This window comes from Rhodopseudomonas sp. G2_2311 (assembly GCF_047501505.1).
Classification (GTDB): Bacteria; Pseudomonadota; Alphaproteobacteria; order Rhizobiales; family Xanthobacteraceae; genus Rhodopseudomonas; species Rhodopseudomonas palustris_H.
Genome location: NZ_JAZDRK010000013.1, coordinates 12,708 through 37,536, shown reverse-complemented (window position 1 = coordinate 37,536; position 24,829 = coordinate 12,708). Strand labels below are relative to the sequence as shown.

The 24,829-nt window shown below is 65.9% G+C and carries 21 protein-coding genes; 8 read left to right on the top strand and 13 right to left on the bottom strand.

The window, feature by feature from the left end; translation table 11 throughout:
- Positions 1 to 13: 13 nt before the first annotated feature.
- From VRZ08_RS16790 to coxB, 4 genes are all read right to left on the bottom strand, one after another.
- Positions 14 to 181: a hypothetical protein gene (locus VRZ08_RS16790; RefSeq protein WP_012494516.1), complete on the bottom strand. Its 168-nt coding sequence runs from the start codon at positions 179 to 181 to the stop codon at positions 14 to 16.
- Between the two features lie 11 nt (positions 182 to 192).
- Complete coding sequence (locus VRZ08_RS16785) at positions 193 to 1,131, bottom strand: heme o synthase (RefSeq protein WP_263990613.1); 939 nt, start codon at positions 1,129 to 1,131, stop codon at positions 193 to 195.
- A 72-nt stretch (positions 1,132 to 1,203) separates the two neighbouring features.
- The gene (gene ctaD / locus VRZ08_RS16780) at positions 1,204 to 2,829 is read right to left on the bottom strand and encodes a cytochrome c oxidase subunit I (RefSeq protein WP_107354285.1); all 1,626 of its coding nucleotides are present in this window, start codon (positions 2,827 to 2,829) and stop codon (positions 1,204 to 1,206) included.
- A gap of 66 nt (positions 2,830 to 2,895) precedes the next feature.
- On the bottom strand, positions 2,896 to 3,753 hold the full coding sequence (coxB, locus tag VRZ08_RS16775) for a cytochrome c oxidase subunit II (RefSeq protein ID WP_107354284.1): 858 nt from the start codon (positions 3,751 to 3,753) through the stop codon (positions 2,896 to 2,898).
- A 410-nt stretch (positions 3,754 to 4,163) separates the two neighbouring features.
- Between coxB and VRZ08_RS16770 the strand changes: the two genes are divergently transcribed.
- The gene (locus tag VRZ08_RS16770; protein WP_107354283.1) at positions 4,164 to 4,712 is read left to right on the top strand and encodes an invasion associated locus B family protein; all 549 of its coding nucleotides are present in this window, start codon (positions 4,164 to 4,166) and stop codon (positions 4,710 to 4,712) included.
- Positions 4,713 to 4,993: 281 nt separating this feature from the next.
- Here VRZ08_RS16770 and VRZ08_RS16765 read toward each other — a convergent pair whose 3' ends face one another.
- Complete coding sequence (locus VRZ08_RS16765) at positions 4,994 to 5,419, bottom strand: organic hydroperoxide resistance protein (protein ID WP_414533266.1); 426 nt, start codon at positions 5,417 to 5,419, stop codon at positions 4,994 to 4,996.
- A 114-nt stretch (positions 5,420 to 5,533) separates the two neighbouring features.
- The gene (locus tag VRZ08_RS16760; protein ID WP_414533265.1) at positions 5,534 to 6,004 is read right to left on the bottom strand and encodes a MarR family winged helix-turn-helix transcriptional regulator; all 471 of its coding nucleotides are present in this window, start codon (positions 6,002 to 6,004) and stop codon (positions 5,534 to 5,536) included.
- 232 nt (positions 6,005 to 6,236) lie between these two features.
- Here VRZ08_RS16760 and tldD point away from each other — a divergent pair, with 232 nt between their 5' ends.
- Positions 6,237 to 7,664, top strand: coding sequence for a metalloprotease TldD (tldD, locus tag VRZ08_RS16755; RefSeq protein WP_107342998.1), 1,428 nt, complete (start codon positions 6,237 to 6,239; stop codon positions 7,662 to 7,664).
- The gene (gene lepB / locus VRZ08_RS16750) at positions 7,661 to 8,431 is read left to right on the top strand and encodes a signal peptidase I (protein WP_414533264.1); all 771 of its coding nucleotides are present in this window, start codon (positions 7,661 to 7,663) and stop codon (positions 8,429 to 8,431) included. Before tldD ends, lepB begins: the two co-directional genes overlap by 4 nt.
- Positions 8,432 to 8,450: 19 nt before the next feature.
- Here the strand turns inward: lepB and VRZ08_RS16745 are convergent, their stop codons facing one another.
- The 3 genes from VRZ08_RS16745 to VRZ08_RS16735 form a co-directional block, all read right to left on the bottom strand.
- Positions 8,451 to 9,002 carry a PAN domain-containing protein gene (locus tag VRZ08_RS16745; protein ID WP_107342996.1) on the bottom strand — a complete coding sequence of 184 codons (552 nt, stop codon included), beginning with the start codon at positions 9,000 to 9,002 and terminating at the stop codon, positions 8,451 to 8,453.
- A gap of 145 nt (positions 9,003 to 9,147) precedes the next feature.
- Positions 9,148 to 10,518 carry a glutamate--cysteine ligase gene (locus VRZ08_RS16740; protein ID WP_414533263.1) on the bottom strand — a complete coding sequence of 457 codons (1,371 nt, stop codon included), beginning with the start codon at positions 10,516 to 10,518 and terminating at the stop codon, positions 9,148 to 9,150.
- 93 nt (positions 10,519 to 10,611) lie between these two features.
- On the bottom strand, positions 10,612 to 11,103 hold the full coding sequence (locus VRZ08_RS16735; RefSeq protein WP_107357390.1) for a MarR family winged helix-turn-helix transcriptional regulator: 492 nt from the start codon (positions 11,101 to 11,103) through the stop codon (positions 10,612 to 10,614).
- A gap of 122 nt (positions 11,104 to 11,225) precedes the next feature.
- On the opposite strand from VRZ08_RS16735, the gene gstA reads away from it, so the two are divergent.
- Positions 11,226 to 11,840: a glutathione transferase GstA gene (gene gstA / locus VRZ08_RS16730; RefSeq protein ID WP_414533262.1), complete on the top strand. Its 615-nt coding sequence runs from the start codon at positions 11,226 to 11,228 to the stop codon at positions 11,838 to 11,840.
- A 414-nt stretch (positions 11,841 to 12,254) separates the two neighbouring features.
- Here the strand turns inward: gstA and VRZ08_RS16725 are convergent, their stop codons facing one another.
- The 4 genes from VRZ08_RS16725 to VRZ08_RS16710 all read right to left on the bottom strand — a co-directional run bounded on the left by VRZ08_RS16725 (position 12,255) and on the right by VRZ08_RS16710 (position 18,239).
- Positions 12,255 to 14,471 carry a 3-hydroxyacyl-CoA dehydrogenase NAD-binding domain-containing protein gene (locus tag VRZ08_RS16725; RefSeq protein WP_414533261.1) on the bottom strand — a complete coding sequence of 739 codons (2,217 nt, stop codon included), beginning with the start codon at positions 14,469 to 14,471 and terminating at the stop codon, positions 12,255 to 12,257.
- A gap of 123 nt (positions 14,472 to 14,594) precedes the next feature.
- Complete coding sequence (locus VRZ08_RS16720) at positions 14,595 to 15,803, bottom strand: acetyl-CoA C-acetyltransferase (RefSeq protein ID WP_263990603.1); 1,209 nt, start codon at positions 15,801 to 15,803, stop codon at positions 14,595 to 14,597.
- A gap of 165 nt (positions 15,804 to 15,968) precedes the next feature.
- Positions 15,969 to 17,759, bottom strand: a complete 1,791-nt coding sequence (locus VRZ08_RS16715) for an acyl-CoA dehydrogenase C-terminal domain-containing protein (protein WP_107342991.1) — start codon at positions 17,757 to 17,759, stop codon at positions 15,969 to 15,971.
- A gap of 93 nt (positions 17,760 to 17,852) precedes the next feature.
- Positions 17,853 to 18,239 (bottom strand): nuclear transport factor 2 family protein, encoded by a 387-nt coding sequence (locus VRZ08_RS16710; RefSeq protein ID WP_107342990.1) that lies wholly within the window; start codon positions 18,237 to 18,239, stop codon positions 17,853 to 17,855.
- A gap of 332 nt (positions 18,240 to 18,571) precedes the next feature.
- Here VRZ08_RS16710 and VRZ08_RS16705 point away from each other — a divergent pair, with 332 nt between their 5' ends.
- From VRZ08_RS16705 to VRZ08_RS16690, 4 genes are all read left to right on the top strand, one after another.
- The gene (locus tag VRZ08_RS16705) at positions 18,572 to 19,129 is read left to right on the top strand and encodes a TetR/AcrR family transcriptional regulator (RefSeq protein WP_119018500.1); all 558 of its coding nucleotides are present in this window, start codon (positions 18,572 to 18,574) and stop codon (positions 19,127 to 19,129) included.
- Between the two features lie 254 nt (positions 19,130 to 19,383).
- Positions 19,384 to 22,719: a hypothetical protein gene (locus VRZ08_RS16700; RefSeq protein ID WP_414533260.1), complete on the top strand. Its 3,336-nt coding sequence runs from the start codon at positions 19,384 to 19,386 to the stop codon at positions 22,717 to 22,719.
- 274 nt (positions 22,720 to 22,993) lie between these two features.
- Entirely contained in the window at positions 22,994 to 23,917 is a 924-nt protein-coding gene (locus VRZ08_RS16695; RefSeq protein WP_414533259.1) for a sulfite exporter TauE/SafE family protein, read from the top strand.
- Positions 23,914 to 24,714 (top strand): TIGR02186 family protein, encoded by an 801-nt coding sequence (locus VRZ08_RS16690; protein WP_414533258.1) that lies wholly within the window; start codon positions 23,914 to 23,916, stop codon positions 24,712 to 24,714. The genes VRZ08_RS16695 and VRZ08_RS16690 overlap by 4 nt, the downstream gene beginning before the upstream one ends.
- Positions 24,715 to 24,829 lie beyond the last annotated feature (115 nt).

Below are 24,829 nucleotides of genomic sequence, written 5' to 3'. Positions count from 1 at the left end.
GGCGGCACCTTTCTCACATCGGCCGGTGCAGTACCGCCGGTCCCTTGACCAGCGTCACGGCGAAAAACAGCACCACCAGCACGCCGAGGGCCACCGCGATCGCAATCGAGCGTTCGCGCTGGCGCTTCTTCTGCGCATCGGTGAGGACGATACCGGGCGGCGTCTTATGAGCTGGCTCCATCGCGCCCTCCATCAACCGATCAACCGCAGCACGGCCGCGGCGACGACCTCGACCAGGAGGATCGCAAACAGCGCGAACAGATACAGGATCGAGAACTTGAACAGATTGCGGGTCGCGCGCAGCGCAGCGCTGCCGGAGCGATGGCGATACACCCGCACCGCCAGCACCAGCATCCAGCCGCCGAGCGCCAGCGACGCCACGCCATAGATCGCGTCGAAGTACCCGAGCGGCCACGGCGCCGCCGCCACTGCGACCAGCGCGACGGTGTAGAGCAGGATCTGCAGCCGGGTGTGATCGGGACCCGAGACGACCGGCAGCATCGGCACGCCGGCACGGGCGTAGTCGTCGTTCCGAAACAGCGCCAGCGCCCAGAAATGCGGCGGCGTCCAGAAGAAGATGATCAGGAACAGCAGGATCGGCTCGACCGCCAGCGATCCGGTGACCGAGGCCCACGCCACCACCGGCGGCAGCGCACCGGCGGCGCCGCCGATCACGATGTTCTGCGCGGTCCAGCGCTTCAGCCACATCGTGTAGATCACGACGTAGAAGAAGATCGTGAAGGCGAGCAGCGCGGCGGCGATCCAATTGACCAGGATGCCGAGCGTCACCACCGAGAAGAACGCCAGCGTCATGCCGAAGGTCAGCGCCTCCGGCCGCGTCACCCGACCGCGCGGGATCGGACGGTTGGCGGTACGCGTCATCTTGGCGTCGATGTCGTCCTCGTACCACATGTTCAGCGCGCCGGCGGCGCCGCCACCGACCGCAATGCAGATGATCGCGGTGATCGCCAGCACCGGATGGAAGCTCCCCGGCGCCATCAGCAGCCCGACCAGGGCGGTGAACACCACCAGCGACATCACACGCGGCTTCAGCAGGGCGATGTAGTCGGCGACGCCGGCTTCGGAGATCCGGGGCGCAAGCGGGATCGGATTGACGTCGATGACCGACACGGGCTCACCTCTTCTTTCGAGCTGCATCCGCTGCCGCAACAACGGCGGCGGTTGCAGGTTCCAACACCGGCCTCAGCGCACCTGCGGCAGCACCTCGAACTGATGGAAGGGCGGCGGGGACGACAGCGTCCACTCCAGCGTGGTGGCGCCGGCACCCCACGGATTGTCGGCGGCACGCTCCTTACGGATGAAGGCGAGCGCCATTCCGTACAGGAAGACCAGCACGGCGAAGCCGGAGATGTAGGAGCCGATCGAGGACACCAGATTCCAGCCGGCGAACGCGTCCGGATAATCGACGTAGCGCCGCGGCATTCCCGACAGACCGAGGAAGTGCTGCGGGAAGAACACCATGTTGACGCCGATGAAGGTGAGCCAGAAGTGCAGCTTGCCGATGGTCTCGTTGTACATGTAGCCGGTCATCTTCGGGAACCAGTAGTACCAGCCCGCGAAGATCGCGAATACGGCGCCGAGCGACAGCACGTAATGGAAGTGCGCGACGACGTAGTAGGTGTCCTGCAGCACCCGGTCGACGCCGGCATTGGCCAGCACCACGCCGGTGACGCCGCCGACGGTGAACAGGAAGATGAAGCCCACCGCCCACAGCATCGGCGTCTTGAACTCGATCGACCCGCCCCACATCGTGGCGATCCAGGAGAACACCTTCACGCCGGTCGGCACCGCGATCACCATGGTGGCGGCGACGAAATAGGCCTGCGTCGTGCTCGACATGCCGACCGTGTACATGTGGTGCGCCCACACCACGAAGCCGATCACGCCGATCGCCACCATCGCGTAGGCCATGCCGAGATAGCCGAACACCGGCTTCTTGGAGAAGGTCGACACGATCTGGCTGATCATGCCGAAGCCCGGCAGGATCAGGATGTAGACTTCGGGGTGGCCGAAGAACCAGAACAGATGCTGGAACAGCAGCGGATCGCCGCCGCCTTCGGCCGAGAAGAAGGTGGTGCCGAAGTTGCGATCGGTCAGCAGCATGGTGATGGCGCCGGCGAGCACCGGCAGCGACAGCAGCAGCAGAAACGCGGTGATCAGCACCGACCACACGAACAGCGGCATCTTGTGCAGGGTCATGCCCGGCGCCCGCATGTTGAAGATGGTGGTGATGAAGTTGATCGCGCCGAGGATCGACGATGCGCCGGCCAGATGCAGAGCCAGGATCGCGAAGTCGACGGCGGGCCCCGGATGCCCGATGGTCGATAGCGGCGCATACATCGTCCAGCCGGCACCGACGCCGTTCGACGACGGCTCGCCCTCGACGAAGGTCGAGATGATCAGCAGCGCGAACGCGGCCGGCAACAGCCAGAACGAGATGTTGTTCATCCGTGGGAACGCCATGTCCGGCGCGCCGATCATCAACGGCACGAACCAGTTGCCGAAGCCGCCGATCATCGCCGGCATCACCATGAAGAAGATCATGATCAGGCCGTGCGACGTGACGAACACGTTGTAGGTGTGGGTGTTGTGGAAGATCTGAATGCCGGGGAACATCAGCTCGACCCGGATCGCGATCGACATCGCCGCGCCGATGATGCCCGCGATCACGGCGAACACCAGATACATCGTCCCGATGTCTTTGTGGTTGGTCGAGTACAGATAGCGTCGCCATCCGGTCGGATGCGCATGCGCGTGATCGTCGTGCGCGTGTTCGGAATGAGCGACCCTTGCAGCTTCCATTGCCATCTTCAGATCCTGACTTGAAAACCTCAGACCTTGCGGTCTCCGTTCGACGTCTTGCGATCCCGCCGCTTAGCGCGTGGCGGAAGCGGCCGAGGCGTAGGAATCGTCACGCATGCGCGAGGCGACCTGCTGCTTTTTCTTCCAGGCTTCGTACTCCTGTTCGTTCACCACACGGACGACGATCGGCATGAAGGCGTGGTCGCGGCCGCAGAGTTCCGAGCATTGGCCGTAGAAACGGCCTTCCTTGGTGGCCTTGAACCAGGCTTCGTTGAGACGGCCGGGGACGGCGTCGATCTTCACGCCGAACGACGGGACCGCCCAGGAGTGGATCACGTCGGCCGCGGTGGTCTGAATTCGCACCACCTTGTCGACCGGCACCACCATCTCGTTGTCGACGCCGAGCAGACGGGGCGGGACCGGATTCATCTTGGCCCGCTCTTCATCGGTCAGCATGATCGAGGTGAACTCGATCTTGTCGTCGGGATAGGTGTAGGTCCAGTTCCACTGATTGCCGGTCGCCTTCACGGTGAGGTCCGGCTTCGGAATATCGAGTTCGAGAAACAAGAGGCGGAACGACGGCACCGCGACCGCGACCAGAATCAGCACCGGCACGATCGTCCAGGCGACTTCGATCAGCGTGTTGTGAGTCGTCTTCGACGGGACCGGGTTGGCCTTGGCGTTGAACTTCACCACCACGATCACCAGCAGCGCCAGAACGAACAGCGTGATCAGAGTGATCAGCCACAGCATGAAGCCGTGAAACCAGACGATGTTCTGCATTACCGGAGAGGCGGGTTGTTGCAGGGTAACTTCCCACGGGGCCGGCTGCCCCATCTCGGCGAATGCAGTCCCGCCGACCGCCGCCGCACAGCAAGCGATCGCGAGTCCCAGCGACCACCGCCCCAAACGCCCCTTCGACACCTTCATGCCGCCGCGCTCCCTATGACTTGTCACAGCGAGCCCGCCGTATCGGCGTGACCGGCCGTGCAGTTTTATTGCGCTCGGCACAAAAGCGTAGCCTAAGTGCGAACGCTTCTTATTCTACTTTTCAAATCACAATTCTCGGGACGTCGCAATGCAGGAGTGAGGGTTCGCGCGTGCAAACAACCCAGGCCTGCTCATCGGTTAAGAATTTTGTCCGGTGCCGCTGACACAGCGTGTCAGTCTTGTGAGGCCGGCTTGACAGATGTGCCCCTCGCTGTAGGCAAAGCACCCGGATGTCACGGAAGCCTGATTCGCTGGCGCGCGCGCTGCCTTCATGGCGCCGTCATTGCCGGTCAGTCGGAACCCGCCGCCGACCATCCCGTTCAACCGTCACCACCTCGGAAACATCTCTGATGGGCTTCGCCAGACTTTCGCCAATCCTTGCCTCGAGCCGCCGCGCTGCGTCCGGGGCCATGCTGGCGGTCGGGTTGATCGCGCTGGCGGCGCTGGCCGGCAGCAGCACGGCGCAGGCCCAGGGCGCGGTGAGGTCGGTGCATGGTGACTGGCAGATCCGCTGCGACACCCCGCCCGGCGCCAAGGCCGAGCAGTGCGCGCTGATTCAGAGCGTGGTGGCGGAGGACCGCTCCAACGCCGGCCTCACCGTCATCATCCTCAAGACCGCCGATCAGAAGAGCAAGCTGATGCGCGTGGTGGCGCCGCTCGGCGTGCTGCTGCCGTCGGGCCTCGGCCTCAAGCTCGACAACGCCGACATCGGCCGCGCCGGCTTCGTGCGCTGCCTGCCGAACGGCTGCGTCGCCGAAGTGGTGATGGACGACAAGCTGCTCGGCCAGCTGCGCAACGCCAAGACCGCGACCTTCATCATCTTTGAAACGCCGGAAGAAGGCATCGGCTTCCCGCTCAGCCTCAACGGCCTCGGCGAAGGCTACGACAAGCTGCCGTAGGACGGCACGGGACTCTAACGTCCGCGGCCGCCATTCCACAGTCGATAGTCGCCTCGCATCACGCGGCGCCGGCTATGATGCGCTGTGTTTCCGCACAATAGCCGTCATGGCCGGGCCCGACCCGGCCATCCACGGACACACGCACGGCCTCGCTTGAAATCGTGGATGCCCGGGCCTTCGCCGCGTCGAAGCGGCTACGGCCGCGCAGGCGGGTCAAGCCCGGGCATGACGATCTTTGTGGCGAGACGCTATTGAAACCGTCACGCGTGATCGACGCGGCCTCACACCAGCGTCAACGTCACGTCGATGTTGCCGCGGGTGGCGTTGGAATACGGGCAGACGATGTGGGCGCGATCGACCAGTGTCTGAGCCTGGGCCGGATCCATGCCCGGCAGGCTGATCTTCAGCTCCACTTCGATGCCGAAGCCGGTCGGGATCGGGCCGATGCCGACCGAACCGGTGACGCTGACGTCCTTCGGGATCGGCAGCTTGTCGCGCCCGGCGACGAATTTCATCGCGCCGAGGAAGCAGGCCGAGTAGCCGACCGCGAACAGCTGCTCCGGATTGGTGCCGTCGCCGCCGGCGCCGCCGAGTTCCTTCGGCGTGGTCAGGGCGACATCGAGATGGCCATCGCTGCTGACGCCGCGTCCGTCGCGGCCTCCGGTGGCGGTGGCCGTGGCGCGGTAGAGAACTTTCTCGACTGACATGGTGTGGTCCTTTCAGGTGGGAGAGAGGCGGTAGATAAATATCGTGCGACGCTATATCGCGAACGATATATCTGGTGACAAAGTGGAGCTGGCCTTGTTCAACGTCATCCTCGGTCAGGTGCTACGAAACAGATTGGTACGAAGGCCGGTGAGCCGGTCGCGCAGCTCGGCGATCTCGGCGCCCGAATAGCCCATCGCAGCGGCGAGGCAGTCGGGCACGTGCTTGACCCGCGCCCGCAGCCCCCGTCCCTCGTCGGTCAGCGACACGATCACCTGGCGCTCGTCGTCGGCCGACCGCCGCCGCCGGATCAGCCCTCGTGCTTCGAGCCGCTTCAGCAGCGGCGTCAGCGTGGTGGTTTCGAGAAACAGTTGATCGCAGATCTCCGAGACGTTGACCTGATCCTTCTCCCACAGCACCAGCATCACGAGGTATTGCGGATAGGTCAGGTCGAGCTCGCGCAGCAGCGACCGATACACCTTGTTGACCCCGAGCAGCGTCGAATACAGCGCAAAGCACAGCTGGGTCTCCAGCTTCAGCTTATCCGCCGGCCGCGGCGCGCGTGACGATGTCGAGGGCGACTTCATGGATCGCGATTTATATCGCGCACGATATATTGTCAAGCGAGGCATCTGGGTGCGAATGCGTCTCCCTGAGACCCTGCTTGGTGCAGACAGGCTGGATTGCTCCGCTGCGCTCGCAATGACGGCATATTGATCCGAGGCCTGCAAACGCGGTGCGCCCCAATCCGCCAACCCCTCGCAGAACCAGATCAGACCGCCTATCTTGTGATCCAAACAACTTCGGGAACAGGACCTCATGACCAACCCAGCCCAGACCTCGCTCATCGACCGCGCCAATCTCGATCGCGACGAGGTGAGGCGCGAGATCGCGCGGGGGCTGCAGGGGGCGGACGATGGCGAATTGTTTCTCGAATACAGCCAGACCGAGGCGCTGGCGTTCGACAACGGCCGGCTGAAGCAGGCGACCTACGACACCGCGCAAGGCTTCGGTTTACGCGCCGTTAAGGACGACGCGGTCGGCTATGCGCATTCCTCCGACGTGTCGCTGCCGGCGCTGATCCGCGCCGCGGACGCGGTCGCTGCGGTGCGCGGCGACTACAGCGGCAGCCTGTCGGTGGCGCCGCCGCACACCAATGTGCAGCTTTACGGCGACGACAACCCGCTCGACGCGCCGGGCTTCGAGGCCAAGGTCAAGCTGCTCGGCGAGATCGACGCCTATATCCGCGACAAGGATCCGCGGGTGCGGCAAGTGTCGGTCTCGGTCGGCGCCACCTGGCAGGTGGTCGAGATCCTGCGTCCCGACGGCGAGAGCTACCGCGACATCCGCCCGCTCGTGCGCGTCAACGTCTCGGTGGTCGCCGGCCAGGGCGACCGTCAGGAGAGCGGGTCCAAAGGCTATGGCGGCCGCGAGCCCTATGCGCGGTTCATCGAGACCAAGGCGTGGCGTGACGCCGCCGATGGCGCGCTGCGCGAGGCGCTGGTCAATCTCGAATCCGTGCCCGCGCCCGCCGGCGAGATGGACGTGGTGCTCGGCCCCGGCTGGCCCGGCGTGATGCTGCACGAAGCGGTCGGCCACGGCCTCGAGGGCGATTTCAACCGCAAGAAGACCTCGGCCTTTGCCGGCCTACTCGGCCAACAGGTCGCCGCCAAGGGCGTCACCGTGGTGGACGACGGCACCATCTCGGCGCGGCGCGGCTCGCTGTCGATCGACGACGAGGGCACCCCGACCAGCCGCACCGTGCTGATCGAGGACGGCATCCTCACCGGCTACATGCAGGACCGCCAGAACGCCCGGCTGATGGGCATGAAGCCGACCGGCAACGGCCGCCGGCAGTCCTATGCCCACGTCCCGATGCCGCGAATGACCAACACCTACATGCTGGCCGGCCAGCGCGACCCGGCCGAAATCCTCGCCTCGGTGAAAAACGGCATCTACGCGGTGAACTTCGGCGGCGGCCAGGTCGACATCACGTCAGGCAAATACGTGTTCCAGTGCACCGAGGCCTACCGGATCGAGAACGGCAAGATCGGCGCACCGCTGAAGGGCGCGATGCTGATCGGCAACGGTCCGACCGATTTGCACCGCATTTCCATGATCGGAAGTGACATGCAGCTCGACGACGGCATCGGCACCTGTGGCAAGAACGGCCAGGGCGTGCCGGTGGGTGTCGGTCAGCCGACGCTGCGCATGGACAGGATCACGGTCGGAGGCACCGGCGGATGACGACGAAGACGGAGACGGCCGCGAGCACCGCGCGGCGCTGGGGCTCGCAGCTGACGCAGCTCGCCGCCGTGGTGGCGATCGTGCTGGTCGGCAAGGGCGCGGTCGCCGAGCCGTTCTACGTGCCGTCCGGCTCGATGGAGCCGACGCTGCTGATCGGCGACGCGCTGCTGGCCTCGAAATATCCGTACGGCTATTCGGCTGCCTCGCTGCCGATCCATGTGTCGGTCCCGGAAAGCGGGCGAGTGTTCGGCGCGACGCCGCACCGCGGCGACGTGGTGGTGTTTCGCTGGTCCGGCGATCGCTCGCAGGTCTGGGTCAAGCGCGTAGTCGGCCTGCCCGGCGACCGGGTGCAGCTCGACAACGGCCGAGTGTTCATCAACGGCGTCGCCGCCAAGGTGACGCCGGACGGCGTCGGCCGCGCCGAGGACGACAACGGCTCGTATGAGACCGCCGCGCGCTACATCGAGACGCTGCCCGGCGGCGTCGCCCACCCGATCTTCAAGCTGTACGACAATGGCCGGCTCGACAACACGGGGGAGGTCACGGTGCCGCCCGGCCACCTGTTCGTAATGGGCGACAATCGCGACAACTCCGCCGACAGCCGCGTGCCGGTCAGCGAAGGCGGCGTCGGCATGCTGCCGATCGACGATCTGGTCGGCCGGGTCGATGCCATCGTCGGCTCGTGGAATCCCGGCGTCCGCCGCCAGCCGGTCACCGATTGGTTCTCCGGCTTCCGCGTCGCGCGGTTCTTCACCGCGGTGCATTGAGCCGCAAGCGTTTTGCGCCTCAGCGCACCACGCCGGAGATGAACCCGGCCTTGCGGCGCGGCGGCTTGATCTGGCTTTTCAGGAAACAGCGGGCGTTGCGGCCGACATAGCCGGGACGCGCATAGGTCCAGGCCCGGCACTTGTGCTCGTCGACGCAGGCCGCCTTGCAAGCCTCGTCACCCTCGCCCGATTTCAGTTCGAAATTGCGGTAGTCGCCGCCGAAGCGGTCGATCGAAACTTCGTTGGAATCGTTGCGCGGCTCCAGCACGCCGGCACCGCGGACGCCGGACACGCAGCACGAGTTCGGCGTGCGCGGCGGAACCGTGCTCTTCAGCCAACACATCGCACCGTCTTCGGGCGAGCGCGGATAGCTGAAGGTCCACGACCGGCAGCGCTTGTCGCGCTCGCACATCAGCGCGCATTCGGCCGGGTCGCCGCTGGTCACAGGCGTGCGCAGGTAATCGCCGCCGATGCGATCAATATTGGCTTGGGCACGGGACGCATGCGGCGACAGCGCCGCCGCAGCCACGGCGAGCACGAGCAAACACGCCCTGAGCAGGCCGCTTCGCATTCACACTTGCTTTCGCGTTAGGCCCGGAACTTTGGCCGATGGAACTCAGGCCAATCCGGAGCGCAGCCCCACGGCCCATCTGACGGCCGGCAACCTGTATGGCGGATGAACGGCGCGGGCCAGCGCGGTCTTGGTCCGCCAGCGCTCAGAACGCGTATTCGTCGTAGGCCGGCTCCACCGAGCCGCGCCACGCACCCTGATACTTCTCGAGCATCTCCTCGGCCGGGGTATGCCCGTTGTCGAGAATACGGTCGAGCGGCGCCAGATGCCGCGATTCGTCGAGGCCGGTTGGATCGACACGGCCGCGGCGGCGCAGCCCGGCATGCGCCAGCACCAGGCACTCCTTGGCGATTTCGAACAGGAAGCGGTTGCCGATCTTGGCCTTGAAGCCGAGCCGCGGCACCTCGTCCCGCAGCGCCTGGCGCTCCTCGGCGCTCCAGCCTTTGACCAGCTCCCAGGCGGCGTCGAGGCTGGTGTCGTCGTACAGCAGGCCGACCCAGAACGCCGGCAGCGCCGTCAGGCGGCCCCACGGCTGGCCGTCGGCGCCGCGCATTTCCAGGTACCGCTTCAGCCGCACCTCGGGGAAGATCGTCGACAGATGATTAGCCCAGTCCGACAGCGTCGGCCGCTCGCCGGGCAGCTTATCGTTCTTGCCGTCGAAGAAGTCACGGAACGACGAGCCGGCCACATCGATATAGCTGTCGCCGCGCTTGACGAAGTACATCGGCACGTCGAGCGCGTAGTCGACCCAGCGCTCGAATCCCATGCCGTCCTCGAAAGCCCACGGCAGCATGCCGGAGCGATCATTGTCGGTGTCGCGCCAGATCTCGGAGCGGAACGACAGGAAGCCGTTCGGCTTGCCTTCGGTGAACGGCGAGTTGGCGAACAGCGCGGTCGCGACCGGCTGCAGCGCGACCGAGACGCGCAGCTTCTTGACCATGTCGGCTTCCGAGGAAAAGTCGAGATTGGTCTGCACCGTGCAGGTCCGGTACATCATGTCGAGGCCGTAACGACCGACCTTCGGCATGTAGTTGGTCATGATCTTGTAGCGGCCCTTCGGCATCACCGGGATTTCGCTGCGCGACCACGATGGCGTCATGCCGAGGCCGAGGAAGCCGATCCCGAGCGGCGTCGCCACTTCACGCACCTGCGCCAGATGCGCCATCAGCTCGGCGTGGGTCTGGTGCACGGTCTCGACCGGCGCGCCCGACAATTCGAACTGGCCGCCCGGCTCCAGCGAGATCGCGCCGCCGCCGGTGACGTCGTGCAGCCCGATGATATGCGGGCCTTCCATGATCGGCTCCCAGCCGAGCAGGATCTGCATCCCTTCGAGCAGGGCGCCGATGCCGCGGGCGCCCTCGTAGGGCACCGGATGATGGCCGTCGAGCGTGAACGGGGTCTTTTCGTGTTCGGTGCCGATGCGGAATTCGGCCGGCGATTTCACGCCCGCTTCGATCCACGCGACGAGTTCATCACGCGAATTCAGCGGGGTCATATCGAGCTGGTCACGCGCCATGGGAAGTCCGGAAAAAGCGCGCGGGATCGGGCGACGCGAGGTGGTGGAAGCCGCGGCCGGAAGCAACCGCGAACACGAAGCGAGAGCTGTTTATCATCGCGAGACTGCGGTGTCTCGCGCATCAAGCGCAGCGGCGGAGCCGTCGCACGAGCAGCCGAGCCGGTCGAGCAGCCCGCACAGCCGGACGGCGTCGGCATCGGACAATTTCGAGCCGACGTGTTTTTCGATCGCCGCCGAATAGGCGGCCCACATCTTCTTCTGCAATTCGCGGCCCGCCTCGGTGATTTCGACGAACTGGCCGCGCTTGTCGCTACGGCACTCACGGCGCACCACCAGCCCCTCGTCGACCAGCCGGTCGACCAGCCGCGAGGTGGAGTATTGCGGGATCAGCATCTGCTTTTCGAGCTCGACCGGGCGCATTTCGCCGCCCGGCGCGCGCGACAATTCGAGCAGCGCGTCGTACCAGGCCAGCGGCGGGAAGCCCGCCTTCTTCAATTCCTGCTCGACAGCGTCCAACACCCGGCTCCGGACCCGCATCAGGCGGACCCAGGCCGCAGTGGCCTCGGTCGACGGCTTGCGTTTCATCGGTTCGTCCATCCGCGGCGACTGTAACCCAGTGTATGCAGCTGCATCAATCTTGACTTGCCCATGCACCGGCATTTAATCGCCCGCGCGCCTGAATCCAATCCCGCCGAGGAGCCCCTGCCATGAAGCTGTATTATTCGCCCGGTGCATGTTCGCTGTCGCCGCATATCGCGCTCAGCGAGGCCGGCCTGCCGTTCGACCTGGTCAAGGTCGACATCCGGGCGAAGAAGCTGGAGACCGGCGAGGACTATGCGGCCATCAACCCGAAGGGCTCGGTGCCGGCGCTCGGTCTCGACGACGGCTCGGTGCTGACCGAGGGCCCGGCGATCGTGCAGTTCATCGCCGACAAGGAAGGCTCCGGCAAGCTGGCGCCGGCCAACGGATCGCCGGAGCGCTACCGGCTGCAGGAATGGCTGAACTACATCTCGACCGACCTGCACAAGAGCTTCGGCCCGCTGTTCGCCCCGACACTCGGCGAAGACGCCAAGAATTTCTTCAAGGACCGCATCGCCCGGCACCTCGGCTATGTCGACAAGCAGCTCGCCGGCAAAGACTATCTGATGGGCTCGTCGTTCACGGTCGCCGACGGCTATCTGTTCGTGATCCTGAGCTGGTGCGACCGGATGAAGATCGACCTCGCCTCCTACCCCAACCTCGCCGCCTTCAAGGCCCGCGTCGCCGCCCGCCCGAAGGTGCAGGCGGCGATGCAGAGTGAAGGGCTGCTGCAGAAGGCGTGAGGGATTTCGTTTTTCGCTCGTCATTGCGAGCGCAGCGAAGCGACGAAGCAATCCAGCGCGGTGCACTGAACTGGATTGCTTCGCTTCGCTCGCAATGACGGAGTGGGAGTAGCGCGGAAAGACAAAGGGCCGGATCACGATGATCCGGCCCTTGTTGTTTCTGCTGAAAGTAAGAGGAAGCCTCGCCCCAGCGGCAGCGCGCTCCCTCTCCCGCTTGCGGGAGAGGGGTGGGGTGAGGGCGACGCGAGCACTGATGCTCGGTCGCGTGACCCATCCCGCTTGCGGGAGAGGTCGCATCGCGTAGCGATCAAGGTAAGGCCAATCTCTCCGCAGATTGCGAACTGAGTGCCTGGGGCGCCCTCACCCCAGCCCTCTCCCGCAAGCGGGAGAGGGAGCCGGCTGTGCTCGGAGTGACTACGCCGCCGCCTGCTTCTTCGGGGCGAAGCGGTGGTAGAAGGTGTCGCCGGTCTTGGCCATGTCTTCGAGCAGCTTCGGCGGGGTGAAGCGCGAGCCGTATTTGCCCTCGAGCTTGTGGCACAGCGCCACGAACTCCTTGGTGCCCATGAAGTCGATATAGCTGAGCGTGCCGCCGGTGAACGGCGCGAAGCCGAAGCCGAGGATCGAGCCGACATCGGCCTCGCGCGGATCGACGATGACATTGTCCTCGACGGTGCGTGCCGCTTCCACCGCCTGCACGGCGAGGAAGCGCTGCTTCAGCTCTTCGACGTCGATGGTATCCGGATCGAGGTGCTTGGGCTGCAGCGCGGCAATGCCGTCCCACAGGCTCTTCTGACCCTTGCCCTTCTCCGGATAGACGTAGAAGCCCTTGCCGTTCTTGCGGCCAAACCGGCCCTGCTTCTCGACCAGCTCGACCATCAGCTTCTTCTGCTGCTGATCGACCGCCTGTTCGCCGAGGTCCGCTTCGGTGGCCTTCATGATCTTGAGGATCAGGTCGAGCGCGACTTCGTCGGCCAGCGACAGCGGGCCGACCGGCATGCCGGCCATCTTGGCGGCGGTCTCGATCATCGGCGCCGGGACGCCTTCCATCAGCATCTCGAGGCCTTCGGCGGTGAAGCGCAGCACGCAGCGGTTGGCGAAGAAGCCGCGGCTGTCGTTCACCACGATCGGGGTCTTGCCGATCTGCCGGGTGTAGTCGAGCGCGGCCGCCAGCGTGGCGTCGCTGGTGTTGTTGCCGAGGATGACTTCGACCAGCATCATCTTCTCGACCGGCGAGAAGAAGTGGATGCCGATGAACTTCGACTGGTCCTTGAACTCTTCGGCCAGCGAGTTGATCGGCAGGGTCGAGGTGTTGGAGGCGAAGATCGCGCCTTCCTTCAGCAGCGGCTGCGCCTTGGCGTAGGTCTCGGCCTTGACCTTGCGATCCTCGAACACGGCTTCGATGACGAGGTCGGCATCCGAGATCGCATTGAAGTCGGCGGTCGCGGTGATCCGCGACATCAGCGCGTCGCGGTCGGCCTCCTTGGCGCGCCCCTTCTTGATGAGACCTTCGATGACCGACTGGCAGTGCGCCTTGCCCTTGTCGGCGCTCTCCTGGTCGCGGTCGATCAGCACCACTTCGATGCCGGCCTTGGCCGAGACGTAGCCGACGCTGGCGCCCATGAAGCCGGCGCCGATGATGGCGAGCTTCTTGACCTTGGTCGGCGGCACGCCCTGCGGACGGCGCGCGCCCTTATTCAGCTCCTGCATCGACAGGAACAGGCTGCGGATCATCGCAGCCGCTTCCTTGGTCTGCAGCACATGCGCGAAGTAGCGGGACTCGATGCGCAGCGCGACGTCCATCGGCACCAACAGGCCCTCATAGACGCAGCTCATGATGGCGCGGGCGGCCGGATAGTTGTCGTAGGTCTCGCGGCGATAGATCGCGTTGCCGGCCGGGAACATCATCATGCCCTGCTTGGAGAACACCGGGCCGCCGGGCAGCTTGAAGCCCTTCTCGTCCCACGGCGCCACCGCCTTGCCGCCGTTCTTGATCCAGTCCTTGGCGGTGTTGATCAGATCGGCCGCGGGCACCACGGCGTCGACCAGCTTCAGCGCCTTGGCCTTGTCGAGCTTGATCTGATCGCCCTTGAGCAGGATGGTCATCGCCTCCTGCGGATTGACGATGCGCGGAATCCGCTGGGTGCCGCCGCCGCCCGGGAACAGGCCGACCTTGATCTCGGGCAGGCCGAGGCGGGTCTTCGGATTGTCGGCCGCGACGCGATAGTGGCAGGCCAGCGTGACTTCGAAGCCGCCGCCGAGCGCCAGACCGTTGATTGCCGCGACCCACGGCTTACCGCCCGTCTCGATGCCGCGCAGGATCTGCGACAGCTTGCGGCTCTCGTCGAACAGCATTTTCTGGGCGGCTTCCTCGCCCTTGTCTTTGCGGATCTGGGCGAACTGCTGGTTCATGCCCTCCAGCATCGACAGATCGGCACCGGCGCAGAACGCCTCCTTGGCCGAGGTGATCACCACGCCCTTGACCGCGGCGTCCTTGGTAGTCGCTTCCGCGATCGCGCCGAGTTCCTCGATCGTCGTTGCGTCGAGCACGTTCATCGACTTGCCGGGCAGGTCCCAGGTGACGAGCGCAATGCCGTCGGCGTCGGTCTCGACTTTGAAGTTCTTGAAGGCCATCTGATTAGCTCCTTCGATGCCAGCAGCCGTTGCGGCGCGGCGGTTGATGTTCTTCTCCCCTCCCCCGCAAGGGGGAGGGAGCAGGCCTGCGCGCGTTGCGCGGCCCGCGGTGCTATCGAATACTCACACCCGCTCGATGATCGTTGCGGTGCCCATTCCGCCGCCGATGCACAGCGTCACCAGCGCGGTTGCCTTGCCGGTGCGCTCGAGCTCGTCGAGCACGGTTCCGAGGATCATCGCGCCGGTGGCGCCGAGCGGATGGCCGAGCGCGATCGCGCCGCCATTGACGTTGATCTTGTCGTTGTCGATCTCGAACGCCTGGATGTAGCGCAGCACGACCGAAGCGAACGCCTCGTTGAGCTCGAACAGGTCGATGTCGCTCTTCTTCATGCCGGAGCGCTCGAACAGCTTGTTGGTGACGTCGACCGGACCGGTCAGCATCATCGCCGGCTCCGAGCCGATATTGGCGAAGGCGCGGATCTTGGCGCGCGGCTTCAGGCCGTGCTTCTCACCGGCTTCCTTGCTGCCGAGCAGCACCGCGCCGGCGCCGTCGACGATGCCCGACGAGTTGCCGGCATGGTGCACGTAGTTGACCTTCTCGACTTCCGGGTGCGACTGGATCGCCACCGCGTCGAACCCGCCCATCGCGGCGATCGGCGCGAACGACGGCTGCAGCTGCGCCAGCGACTGCATCGTCGTCGAGGGACGCATGTGCTCGTCCTTCGCCAGGATGGTCAGGCCGTTGATGTCCTTCACCGGCACCACCGACTTGTCGAACCGGCCTTCGTCCCAGGCCTTCGCGGCGAGCTGCTGGCTGCGCACCGCATAGGCGTCGACGTCGTCGCGCGAGAAGCCGTATTTGGTGGCGATCAGGTCGGCCGAAATGCCCTGCGGCATGAAGTAGGACGGGATCGCCATCGACGGATCCATCGGCCAGGCACCGCCCGAAGCACCGATGCCGATACGGCTCATCGATTCGGCGCCGCCGCCGATCACCAGCTCGTGCTGGCCGCTCATGATCTGCGCCGCGGCGAAGTTCACCGCATCGAGACCGGAGGCGCAGAACCGGCTGATCTGCACGCCGGGCACCGCCTCGCCGAGGCCCGCCTTCATCGCCGCGAAACGCGCGATGTCCGAGCCGGCTTCGCCGACCGGATCGACCACACCCATCACGACGTCATCGACCACGTCCTTCTTGAGGTTGTTGCGCTCCTTCAGCGCCTTCAGCGGCACGGTGGCGAGCGCCAGCGCGGTCACCTCGTGCAGCGAGCCGTCGGCCTTGCCGCGGCCGCGCGGAGTGCGAACGTGATCGTAAATATAGGCTTCGGGCATCCGTTTTCTCCCGTTTCGGTCCGGGCTCACAGGAGCCGGACGAATTGAACAATCGCGTGTCGAGGCGTCATTGCGAGGAGCGTAGCGACGAAGCAATCCAGACTTCGTGCGCGGCTCGGACTACTTCGCTTCGCTCGCAATGACGACGTTGGTTTGACGAAAGCGTCAGAACGCTTCCGCCGGCAGTTCCATCAGCGTGGCGCAGCCGGATTCGATCCGGGTCAGCCGCAGCGCGGTTTCCGGCAGCATCCGCTCGGCGAAGAACCGGCCGGTGACCAGCTTGCGGGTCAGGAAGGGCTTTGCACCCTCGGCCGCGATCTTGTCCTGCGCCACCTTGGCCATCTTGGCCCACATGTAGCCCATCGCAACGAGGCCGAAGAGGTGCATGTAGTCGGTGGCGGCGGCACCGGCGTTGTCCGGCTGCGCCATCGCGTTCATCATCAGCCAGGTGGTGGCCTTCTGCAGATGGCCGAGCGAAGTCGACAGCGGCGCCACGAACGGCTTCATCGCCTCGTCGCCGCCGTGCTCCTTGGCGAAGGCGCCGACCTCGGCGAAGAACGCCATCACGGCGCGGCCGCCGTCACGCGGCAGCTTGCGGCCGACCAGATCGAGCGCCTGAATGCCGTTGGCGCCTTCGTAGATCATCGCGATGCGGGCATCGCGGACGAACTGCTCGACGCCGTTGGCGGCGATGTAGCCGTGGCCGCCGTAAACCTGCTGCGCGGCGACCGCATTGGCAAAGCCGCCGTCGGTCAGAACGCCCTTCAGCACCGGCGTCATCAGGCCGAGATGATCGTCGGCCACCTGGCGCTCCTTGGCGTCGCTGGAACGATGCGCGACGTCGCTCTTCAGCGCGGTCCACAGCACCAGCGCCCGCGCCGCCTCGTTGAACGCGCGCATCGTCAGCAGCGCGCGGCGGATGTCGGGATGCACGATGATCGGATCGGCCGGCTTGTCGGTCGCCTTCGGTCCCGACAGCGCCCGGCCCTGCAGCCGCTCGCGGGCGTATTCGACGGCGTTCTGATAGGCGACTTCCGACTGCGCCAGGCCCTGCACGGCGACGCCGAGGCGAGCCTCGTTCATCATCACGAACATGCCCTGCATGCCCTTGTTCTCTTCGCCGACCAGCCAGCCGGTGGCGCCGTCGTAGTTCATGGTGCAGGTGGCGTTGCCGTGGATGCCCATCTTGTGCTCGATCGAGCCGCAGATCACGCCGTTGCGGGCGCCGACGGTACCGTCGGGGTTGACCAGGAATTTCGGCACCACGAACAGCGAGATGCCCTTGATTCCGGCCGGTGCGCCTTCGATCCGCGCCAGCACCAGATGAATGATGTTATCGGCCATATCGTGCTCACCGGCCGAGATGAAGATCTTGGTACCGGTGATCTTGTAGCTGCCGTCCGCCTGCTTCACCGCCTTGGTCCGCAGCAGGCCGAGATCGGTGCCGCACTGCGGCTCGGTGAGGTTCATGGTACCGGTCCACTCGCCGGACACCATCTTGGGCAGATAAGTCTGCTTCTGCTCCGGCGAGCCGTGCACCGTCAGCGCCGCCGCGGCGCCCATCGTCAGGCCCGGGTACATCGCAAACGCCATGTTGGCGGAGTTCAGGAATTCCTGCACCGTCTGGGTCAGCGTGATCGGCAGGCCCTGGCCGCCATATTCGGCCGGCGACGACAGGCCCATCCAGCCGCCTTCGGCGATCTGCTTGTAGGCGTCCTTGAAGCCCTTCGGCGTGGTGACGCTGCCGTCGTCGTGACGGGTGCAGCCTTCGTGATCGCCGACCGCGTTGAGCGGATGCAGCACTTCCTCGCTCAGCCGCGCCGCCTCGTTGATGATCGCGTCGCGCACGTCGGCCGCAGCATCGGCGAACCCGGGCAGGTTGTTGTAGCGGTCGAACTGAAAAACGTCGTTGAGCAGGAAGCCGACTTCTTCAACCGGGGCCTTGTAGATCGTCATGCGGTTCTCTCGATCGGGATCAGGTGTGAAGTGTGCGCCGCCTGAAACAACTTCAGGCGACGGCGAGATGAATTCGACCAGTCGCCGGCGCGCTTATTGCTGCGCCAGCTGTTCTCCCATCAAGCGATGCAGCAGGTTGATCGCTTTCAAGGGTCTTACCATGACCTTGAAGTGGGTAATACGTCCGTCGTCGGCGAAGGTGATGATGTCGACGCCGTTGATCTTGATGCCTTCGATCACGTTCTCGAACTCGAGCACCGCGCTGTTATCGCTGCGCCATTCGCCCACATAGGTGAAGCCCGGGCCGCCCAGCACCTTTTCGGCCCCCTTGAGGTACTTGAACACGATGTCCCGCCCGACCTGCGGGGTGTGAACCACCGGGCTTTCGAACACCGCGTCCGGATGCAGCAGATCCCACAACGCATCTGAGTCGTGGGACTTCATGAAGGCATACCAGGTGTCGAGCCCGTTCAAGGCCATCGGCAGTTCTCCGGATGAGCGAGATAAAATTGCGGCGAAGACGTAGGGCGGGTCGGATGTTCGACCATCATCGGTCGCGACATCAAGCGCGATGACGCCGCGGCGCACTCGGGCGCCGGCACGTCTCCAAATCGCTGCAAAGCACCGGGGTGGCGGCTCGGGACAGGTCGACCATCGGCCGCTGGACCAACATGGCGTGCACGAGCGCTCCTCCGATGTGATGATTTCCAGCGGCCGCAACGTAGCAGCCTGCCAGATCATCTCCATACACCTCTGAATGGCATCTAACGGCCCGGCTTGGCCGTGTCAATACACGCGTGTATGGTGCCGGCATGGATTCGGATACCAAAGATCGGCTGACGCGCGCGGACTGGCTTGCCCACGGGCTGCGGACACTCGCCCGACATGGCGCCAACGCCCTCAAAGTCGGCGATCTAGCCGCGGGCTTGGACGTGTCGCGCGGCAGTTTCTATTGGCACTTCAAGGACGCCACCGACTTCCGCACCCAGCTGCTGCAGCTCTGGAAGGAGCGGGTTACCGAGCAGGTTTTCCGCGAGATTGATGCGGCGATCGTCGGCCCCGCACGGCTGACACATCTGATGAAGCTCGCCTTCAACGAGGACCGCAGCCTCGACCGCGCCATCCGCGAGCTCGCCGCGACTGATCCGGCCGCCGCCGAGATGGTCGCCGCGGTCGACGCGAGGCGGGTGGAATACCTGTCCAAGCTGATGATCGAATCCGGCGTCGAGAGCCGCCACGCCCGGCCGCGGGCGGAGTTCCTGTACTGGGCCTATATCGGCCAGACCGCGGTGATGAATCCGGCGCTCAACGCCGTGACGGAATCTGACATCGACGACCTCAGCGCGCTGTTCACCCGCGCCGGCGGTTAGCGACGCCGGCGGTAACGGACGGCCTCCTGAGCCGCTCCCGCCTCGCTCCAGGCGCGGCAAATAGCTGCAAAACCAAGCTATCTGCCTCGATCGTTAAGTTTCACCGCCGTCCGCGCTGATCCTTAACTCGGTATTTACCCTAACGGGAAAAAGTCGATCCAGAGGCAGACTCCCGCGTCGTGTCGATGTTCGCTTGAGCAAGACGCGGAGGTGTGCGGGGCGCGGCTGGGGCCGGCTTGGGTGCGGACAAGAGCATGAATCGCGTGTCGTGGAGTGTCGAGGAGATCGAGCCGTCAGTGCGCGAGAAGGCCGAGGCCGCCGCAAAGCGCGCCGGGCTGTCGCTCACCGACTGGATCAATGCTCAGCTCGGCGAGGCTGCCCCGCAGCAGCCGGCCACCGAACAACCGCGCATGCCCGGCCGCCCCGCAATGCCCGAGCGCAGCGCTACCGAAGTCGCTGAAATCCATCAGCGGCTCGACGCCATCGCCCGCCAGATCGACCATATTTCCCGCACGCCGGCGCGCAGTGAGCCGCCGGTCGCGCGGCAGCTGAACGACGCGATTTCCCGGCTCGACGCCCGCCTGGCGCGGATTACCGAGCCAAAGCCCGCGGCAGCTCGGCCGGCCGAGGCCGCAGCCGTGCCGGCCCAATCGCCCACCGAGCGCGTCGAACGCGCCGCCGAGCAAGTCTACCCCTCCCCCACGCTCGACCCGAACGCGCTCGACAAGGCGATTGCCGAAATCGCCGCGCGGCAGAGCGAACTCGATGCCAGCATCGGCCGGATGCCGCGGCAGCCGGCGTCGTTTGCGCCGCCGATCGCGCCCGCGATGGCCCCCCCGAATCCGCTGGCCGGGCCGGATTTCACCAGCCTGGAGAAGCAGCTCCACAAGATCACCAGCCAGATCGACGCGCTGCAGCGCTCCGACAAGGTCGAACAATCGATCGCCGCGTTCCGTGCCGACCTCGCCGAGATCCGCCAGACCATCACCGAAGCGATGCCGCGCAAGGCGATCGAAACGCTGGAAGGCGAGATCCGCTCGCTGGCGCAGCGGCTCGATGAAAGCCGGGCCAACGGCAGCGACAGTGAAGTGATTGCCGGCATCGAACGCGCGCTCGGCGAGATCTACACCGCGTTGCGCTCGCTGACGCCGGCCGAACAGCTCGCGGGCTTCGACGAAGCGATCCGCAATCTCGGCGGCAAGATCGACATGATCGTCCGCAACAGCGACGATCCGGGCACGGTCCAGCAGCTCGAGAACGCCATCGGCGCGCTGCGCGGCATCGTCTCCAACGTCGCTTCCAATGAAGCGCTGGGGCAACTCAGCGCCAACGTCCACGTGCTCGGCGAGAAGATCGAACAGCTGGCGCAGGCCGACAACCACAGCATCTCGTTTGCCGCCCTGGAGCAGCGCATCTCGGCGCTGACCGCAGCGCTGGAAAGCCGCGAGCGCCCTGCCCCGAGCGAATCCACCGAGCAGCTCGAAAGCGCCGTGCGGGCGCTGTCGGAGCGGATCGATCATCTGCCGATCGGCAACGACAATCAGTCCGCGTTCGCGCATCTGGAACAACGCGTCACACATCTGCTGGAGCGGATGGAAGCCGCGACCGAGCAGCGCGGCGGCAGCGCCAATCTCGGGCGGGTCGAGGAAGGCCTGCACGACATTCTGCGGATGCTGGAGCGGCAGCAGTCGCAATTTGCGGTGCTGACGGAGCTCGATCGCCGGCCGGCGCCGGCGCTCGACCCGAGCTTCGTCGACACCATCAAGCGCGAACTCTCCGACATGCGCTTCAGCCAGTCGGAAACCGATCGCCACACTCAGGATTCGCTCGAGGCGGTGCACAACACCCTTGGCCATGTCGTCGACCGGCTGGCGATGATCGAAGGCGATCTGCGCACCGCGCGGGCGACACCTCCGCTGGCACCGCCGCCCGTCCTAACTCCGGCCCCCGAACCGGCGAAGCCCGCTTTCCTGGCTGCCGCGCCGATCGCACCGGCCCCGGTTACTCCCGCAGCCGCGCCTGTTCCGCCGCAGCCTCAGCCCGAGATGGCCAATCCGGCCGTCGAGGCGTTCGCTGCCGCGCCGCGCGAGTTCGCCGCCGCCAAACCAGCCGCCGAGCCACCGGCCCCGGCGCCCGAGCCGCGTGGGCCGCGCGCTTTCCACGACATCCACGAGTCCGCCGCGGGCCCGCACCAGCCGCAGAAGATCGAGCCGGTCGTTGCTGTGCCGCCGCCCGCTCGCCGGGAAGCCACACTGCCGCCGGACCATCCGCTCGAGCCCGGCACCAAGCCACCGGCCCGGGTCGCTTCGCCGTCGGAACGGATCGCCGCTTCTGAAAGCGCGCTGGGCGAGATCGCGCCGGCGCAGCCGGAGCCGGCAAACGCCACCAGCTTTATCGCTGCCGCGCGCCGCGCCGCGCAGGCGGCGGCGTCCGCCAGCGCCGGCAAGGCCAAGCCCGGCAAGCCGAAGACCGATGGCGACAAGCCCGATCCGGACGGCGGCACACCGGGCTCGCCGCTCGGCTCCAAGATCAAGTCGCTGCTGGTCGGCGCCAGCGTCGTCGTGATCGTGCTGTCCAGCTTCCAGATGGCAATGAAACTGTTCGACAGCGGCGAAGCGCCGCCGGTCGCCAGCGTCACTGCGCCAAAGCCCAGCCCGGCGCCGGAAAAACAGCGCCTGCCTGCGGACGAGCGGCAATCCGATCCGACCGAGCCCGCCGCGCCGCCGTCTGTCGCGCCGGTCGCTCCGCCGCCGTCGATGATTTCGCCGACTCCGGTCGAGCGTCAGTCGCTGTACACGCCGCCGGCGGCGCAGCAGACCGAGCCTGCCGCGTCCAGCGACATCACCGGCACGATCCCGTCGCAGCCGAGCGCTGCGCCGGAGAAGTTCGGCACCGTCGCGATTCCGTCCGCCGAGCGGCTGCCCGACACCATTGGCGGTGCGACGTTGCGTACCCTGGCGCTCAAGGGCGACGCCGCCGCCGCTTACGAAGTCGCGACCCGTTACGCCGAAGGCAAGGGCGTGCCGGTGAACTACGACGAAGCCGCCAAATGGTATCAGCGCGCAGCGGATGCCGGCGTGACGCCGGCGATCTTCCGCATCGGCACGCTGTATGAAAAGGGCCTCGGCGTGAAGCGCGACCTCGACGTTGCGCGGAAGCTGTATTCGACCGCGGCTGATCGCGGGAACGCCAAGGCGATGCACAATCTGGCCGTGCTGTACGCCGACGGCGGCAGCAAGGGCGCGAACTACAAGACCGCTGCGGCCTGGTTCCGCAAGGCTGCCGAGCGTGGCGTTGCCGACAGCCAGTTCAACCTCGGCATCCTGTATGCCCGCGGCATCGGCGTCGATCAGAACCTCGCGGAGTCGTACAAGTGGTTCTCTCTCGCCGCCGCTCAGGGCGACGAGGATGCGGGCCGCAAGCGCGAAGATGTCGCCAAGCGCCTCGACCCGCAGTCGCTGGCGGCCGCCAAGCTCGCGATCCAGACCTTCACGGCCGAACCGCAGCCCGACGCCGCCGTCAAGGTCGCGGCGCCAGCCGGCGGCTGGGACGGGCAGCCGGCCGCCGCGGCCAAGCGCGCGGCCCGCTAACGCCAGCGTCCATCAGGTGGACGAGATCGCCGCTACCGAGCCTAAAAAACTCGGTTGCGACCGATTCTGTAATCCCGGCGTGAACTAATTTCGGTTATGCAAGGACAGCGGTTCAGATGGACCGCGATCTGGCGCGAAGTCCGCCATGCCGGTCCGGCTGAGCGGGTCTGATGTGTTGCCAGATCATTGAATCAAGAACATCTCCGGGGCGAAGCGTCAGCCGTTGAGCCGGGGGATGCTGTCGTCACAGCGAGAACTCCGAAGCGAACCGCGCGTGCAGCTCTATCTCCCGATCGCCGATCTCCCGGTCAACGTCCTGCTCGTGCTGGCGATGGGCGCCGCGGTCGGTTTCGTGTCGGGGATGTTCGGCGTCGGCGGCGGCTTCCTGATGACGCCGCTGCTGATCTTCATCGGCATCTCGCCCGCGGTCGCGGTCGCCTCGGTGACCAGCCACATGGCTGCCTCCTCATTCTCCGGTGCGCTGTCGTACTGGAGACGCCGCGCAATCGATCCTCTCCTCGCGTTCGTGCTGTTATGCGGGGGCATTGCCGGTACAGGACTTGGCGTCTGGTTCTTCGTGCTGATGCGCTCGGTCGGTCAGCTCGACCTGGTGATCGCAGTGTCCTATGTGGTGCTGCTGACCTCGGTCGGCGGTCTGATGGTGTACGAAGGCATCCGCGCGATCCGACGCACCAGCCGCGGCGAGGTGCCGCTGGCGGGCCGCTCCGGCAACCGCAACTGGCTGTATGCGCTGCCGTTCAAGGTCCGGTTCAAGCGCTCCAAAATCTATCTGTCGGTGCTGCCGGTGGTGGCGATCGGCGTGCTGATCGGCTTCATCGGCGCGGTGATGGGCGTCGGCGGCGGCTTCATCCTGGTGCCGATGCTGATCTATCTGCTGCGGGTCCCGACCAGCACCGTCGTCGGCACCTCGATGGTGCTGACCCTGGTGACGATGCTGATCGCCACCGTGCTGCATGCCGCCACCAGCCACCTCGTCGATGCGGTGCTGGCGCTGATCCTGATGATTGGCGGCGTCACCGGCGCGCAGTTCGGCGCCCGCGCCGGCCAGCGCATCCGCGGCGAACAGCTCCGCCTGCTGCTCGGCCTGCTGGTGCTGGCGGTCGGCGTGCGGTTCGCGATCGAACTCGGCATCCGCCCCGCCGAACTGTTCACGCTGCGCGAATTGAGCCCGACGTGACGACGCGGCGGTTCACATCACTCCGCACGATCGCCACCGCCGTGCTGCTGGCGCTGATGCTGCCGCTCGCCGCGCCCGCGCGTGCCGAGAGACTGATCGTGTCGGTCTCCAACGCCCGCGTCACCGTCACGCCGAACTATTCGGGCGGCGAGCTGGTGCTGTTCGGCGCGATCGAGAAAGACCATCCGGCGTTCGTCGAAGCCGGCAAATACGATCTGGTGATCAGCGTGTTCGGCCCCCGCGCCAACATGGTGACGCGGCGCAAGGAGCGCAAATTCGGCATCTGGATCAACAGCGACTCTCGCGAATTCCTGATGGTGCCGAGCTATCTGGCGATCTTCGCCAACCGGCCGATCGACGCGATCGCACCGAGCGAGGTGCGGCGCCGGCAGCAGCTCGGCATGAACCATGTGCTGCTGACCCAGCGGATCGGCACCGACTACGCAGACGTCGTTGCCGACGATCAGTTTCGTCAGGCTTTCCTTCGGCTGCGCGAGGATCGCGGGCTGTACCGCGAAGACACCACCGCGGTGAAATTCCTGACCCCGACGCTGTTCCGCACCGGGATTCCGCTTCCGGCCGAAGTCCCGATCGGCAGCTACGACATCTCGATCAAGCTGTTCTCCGGCGGCGAGCTGCTGACCGAGACCGATACCTCATTCGAAATCGCCAAGATCGGCTTCGAACAATTCGTCGCCACCGCAGCGCGCCAGCACGGCATCATCTACGGCCTGATCACTGCCCTGATGGCCCTCGCCACCGGCTGGATGGCGTCAATCGTGTTCCGGCGCGACTAAACCTTCCCCACGCTCGTCATTCCGGGGCGCGCGTGTCAACGCGCGAACCCGGAATCCGGAGCTTCAGGGCACCCGGCAGCGCCACGCGTGTCGACCTCTCAGCCTGATAACTTCA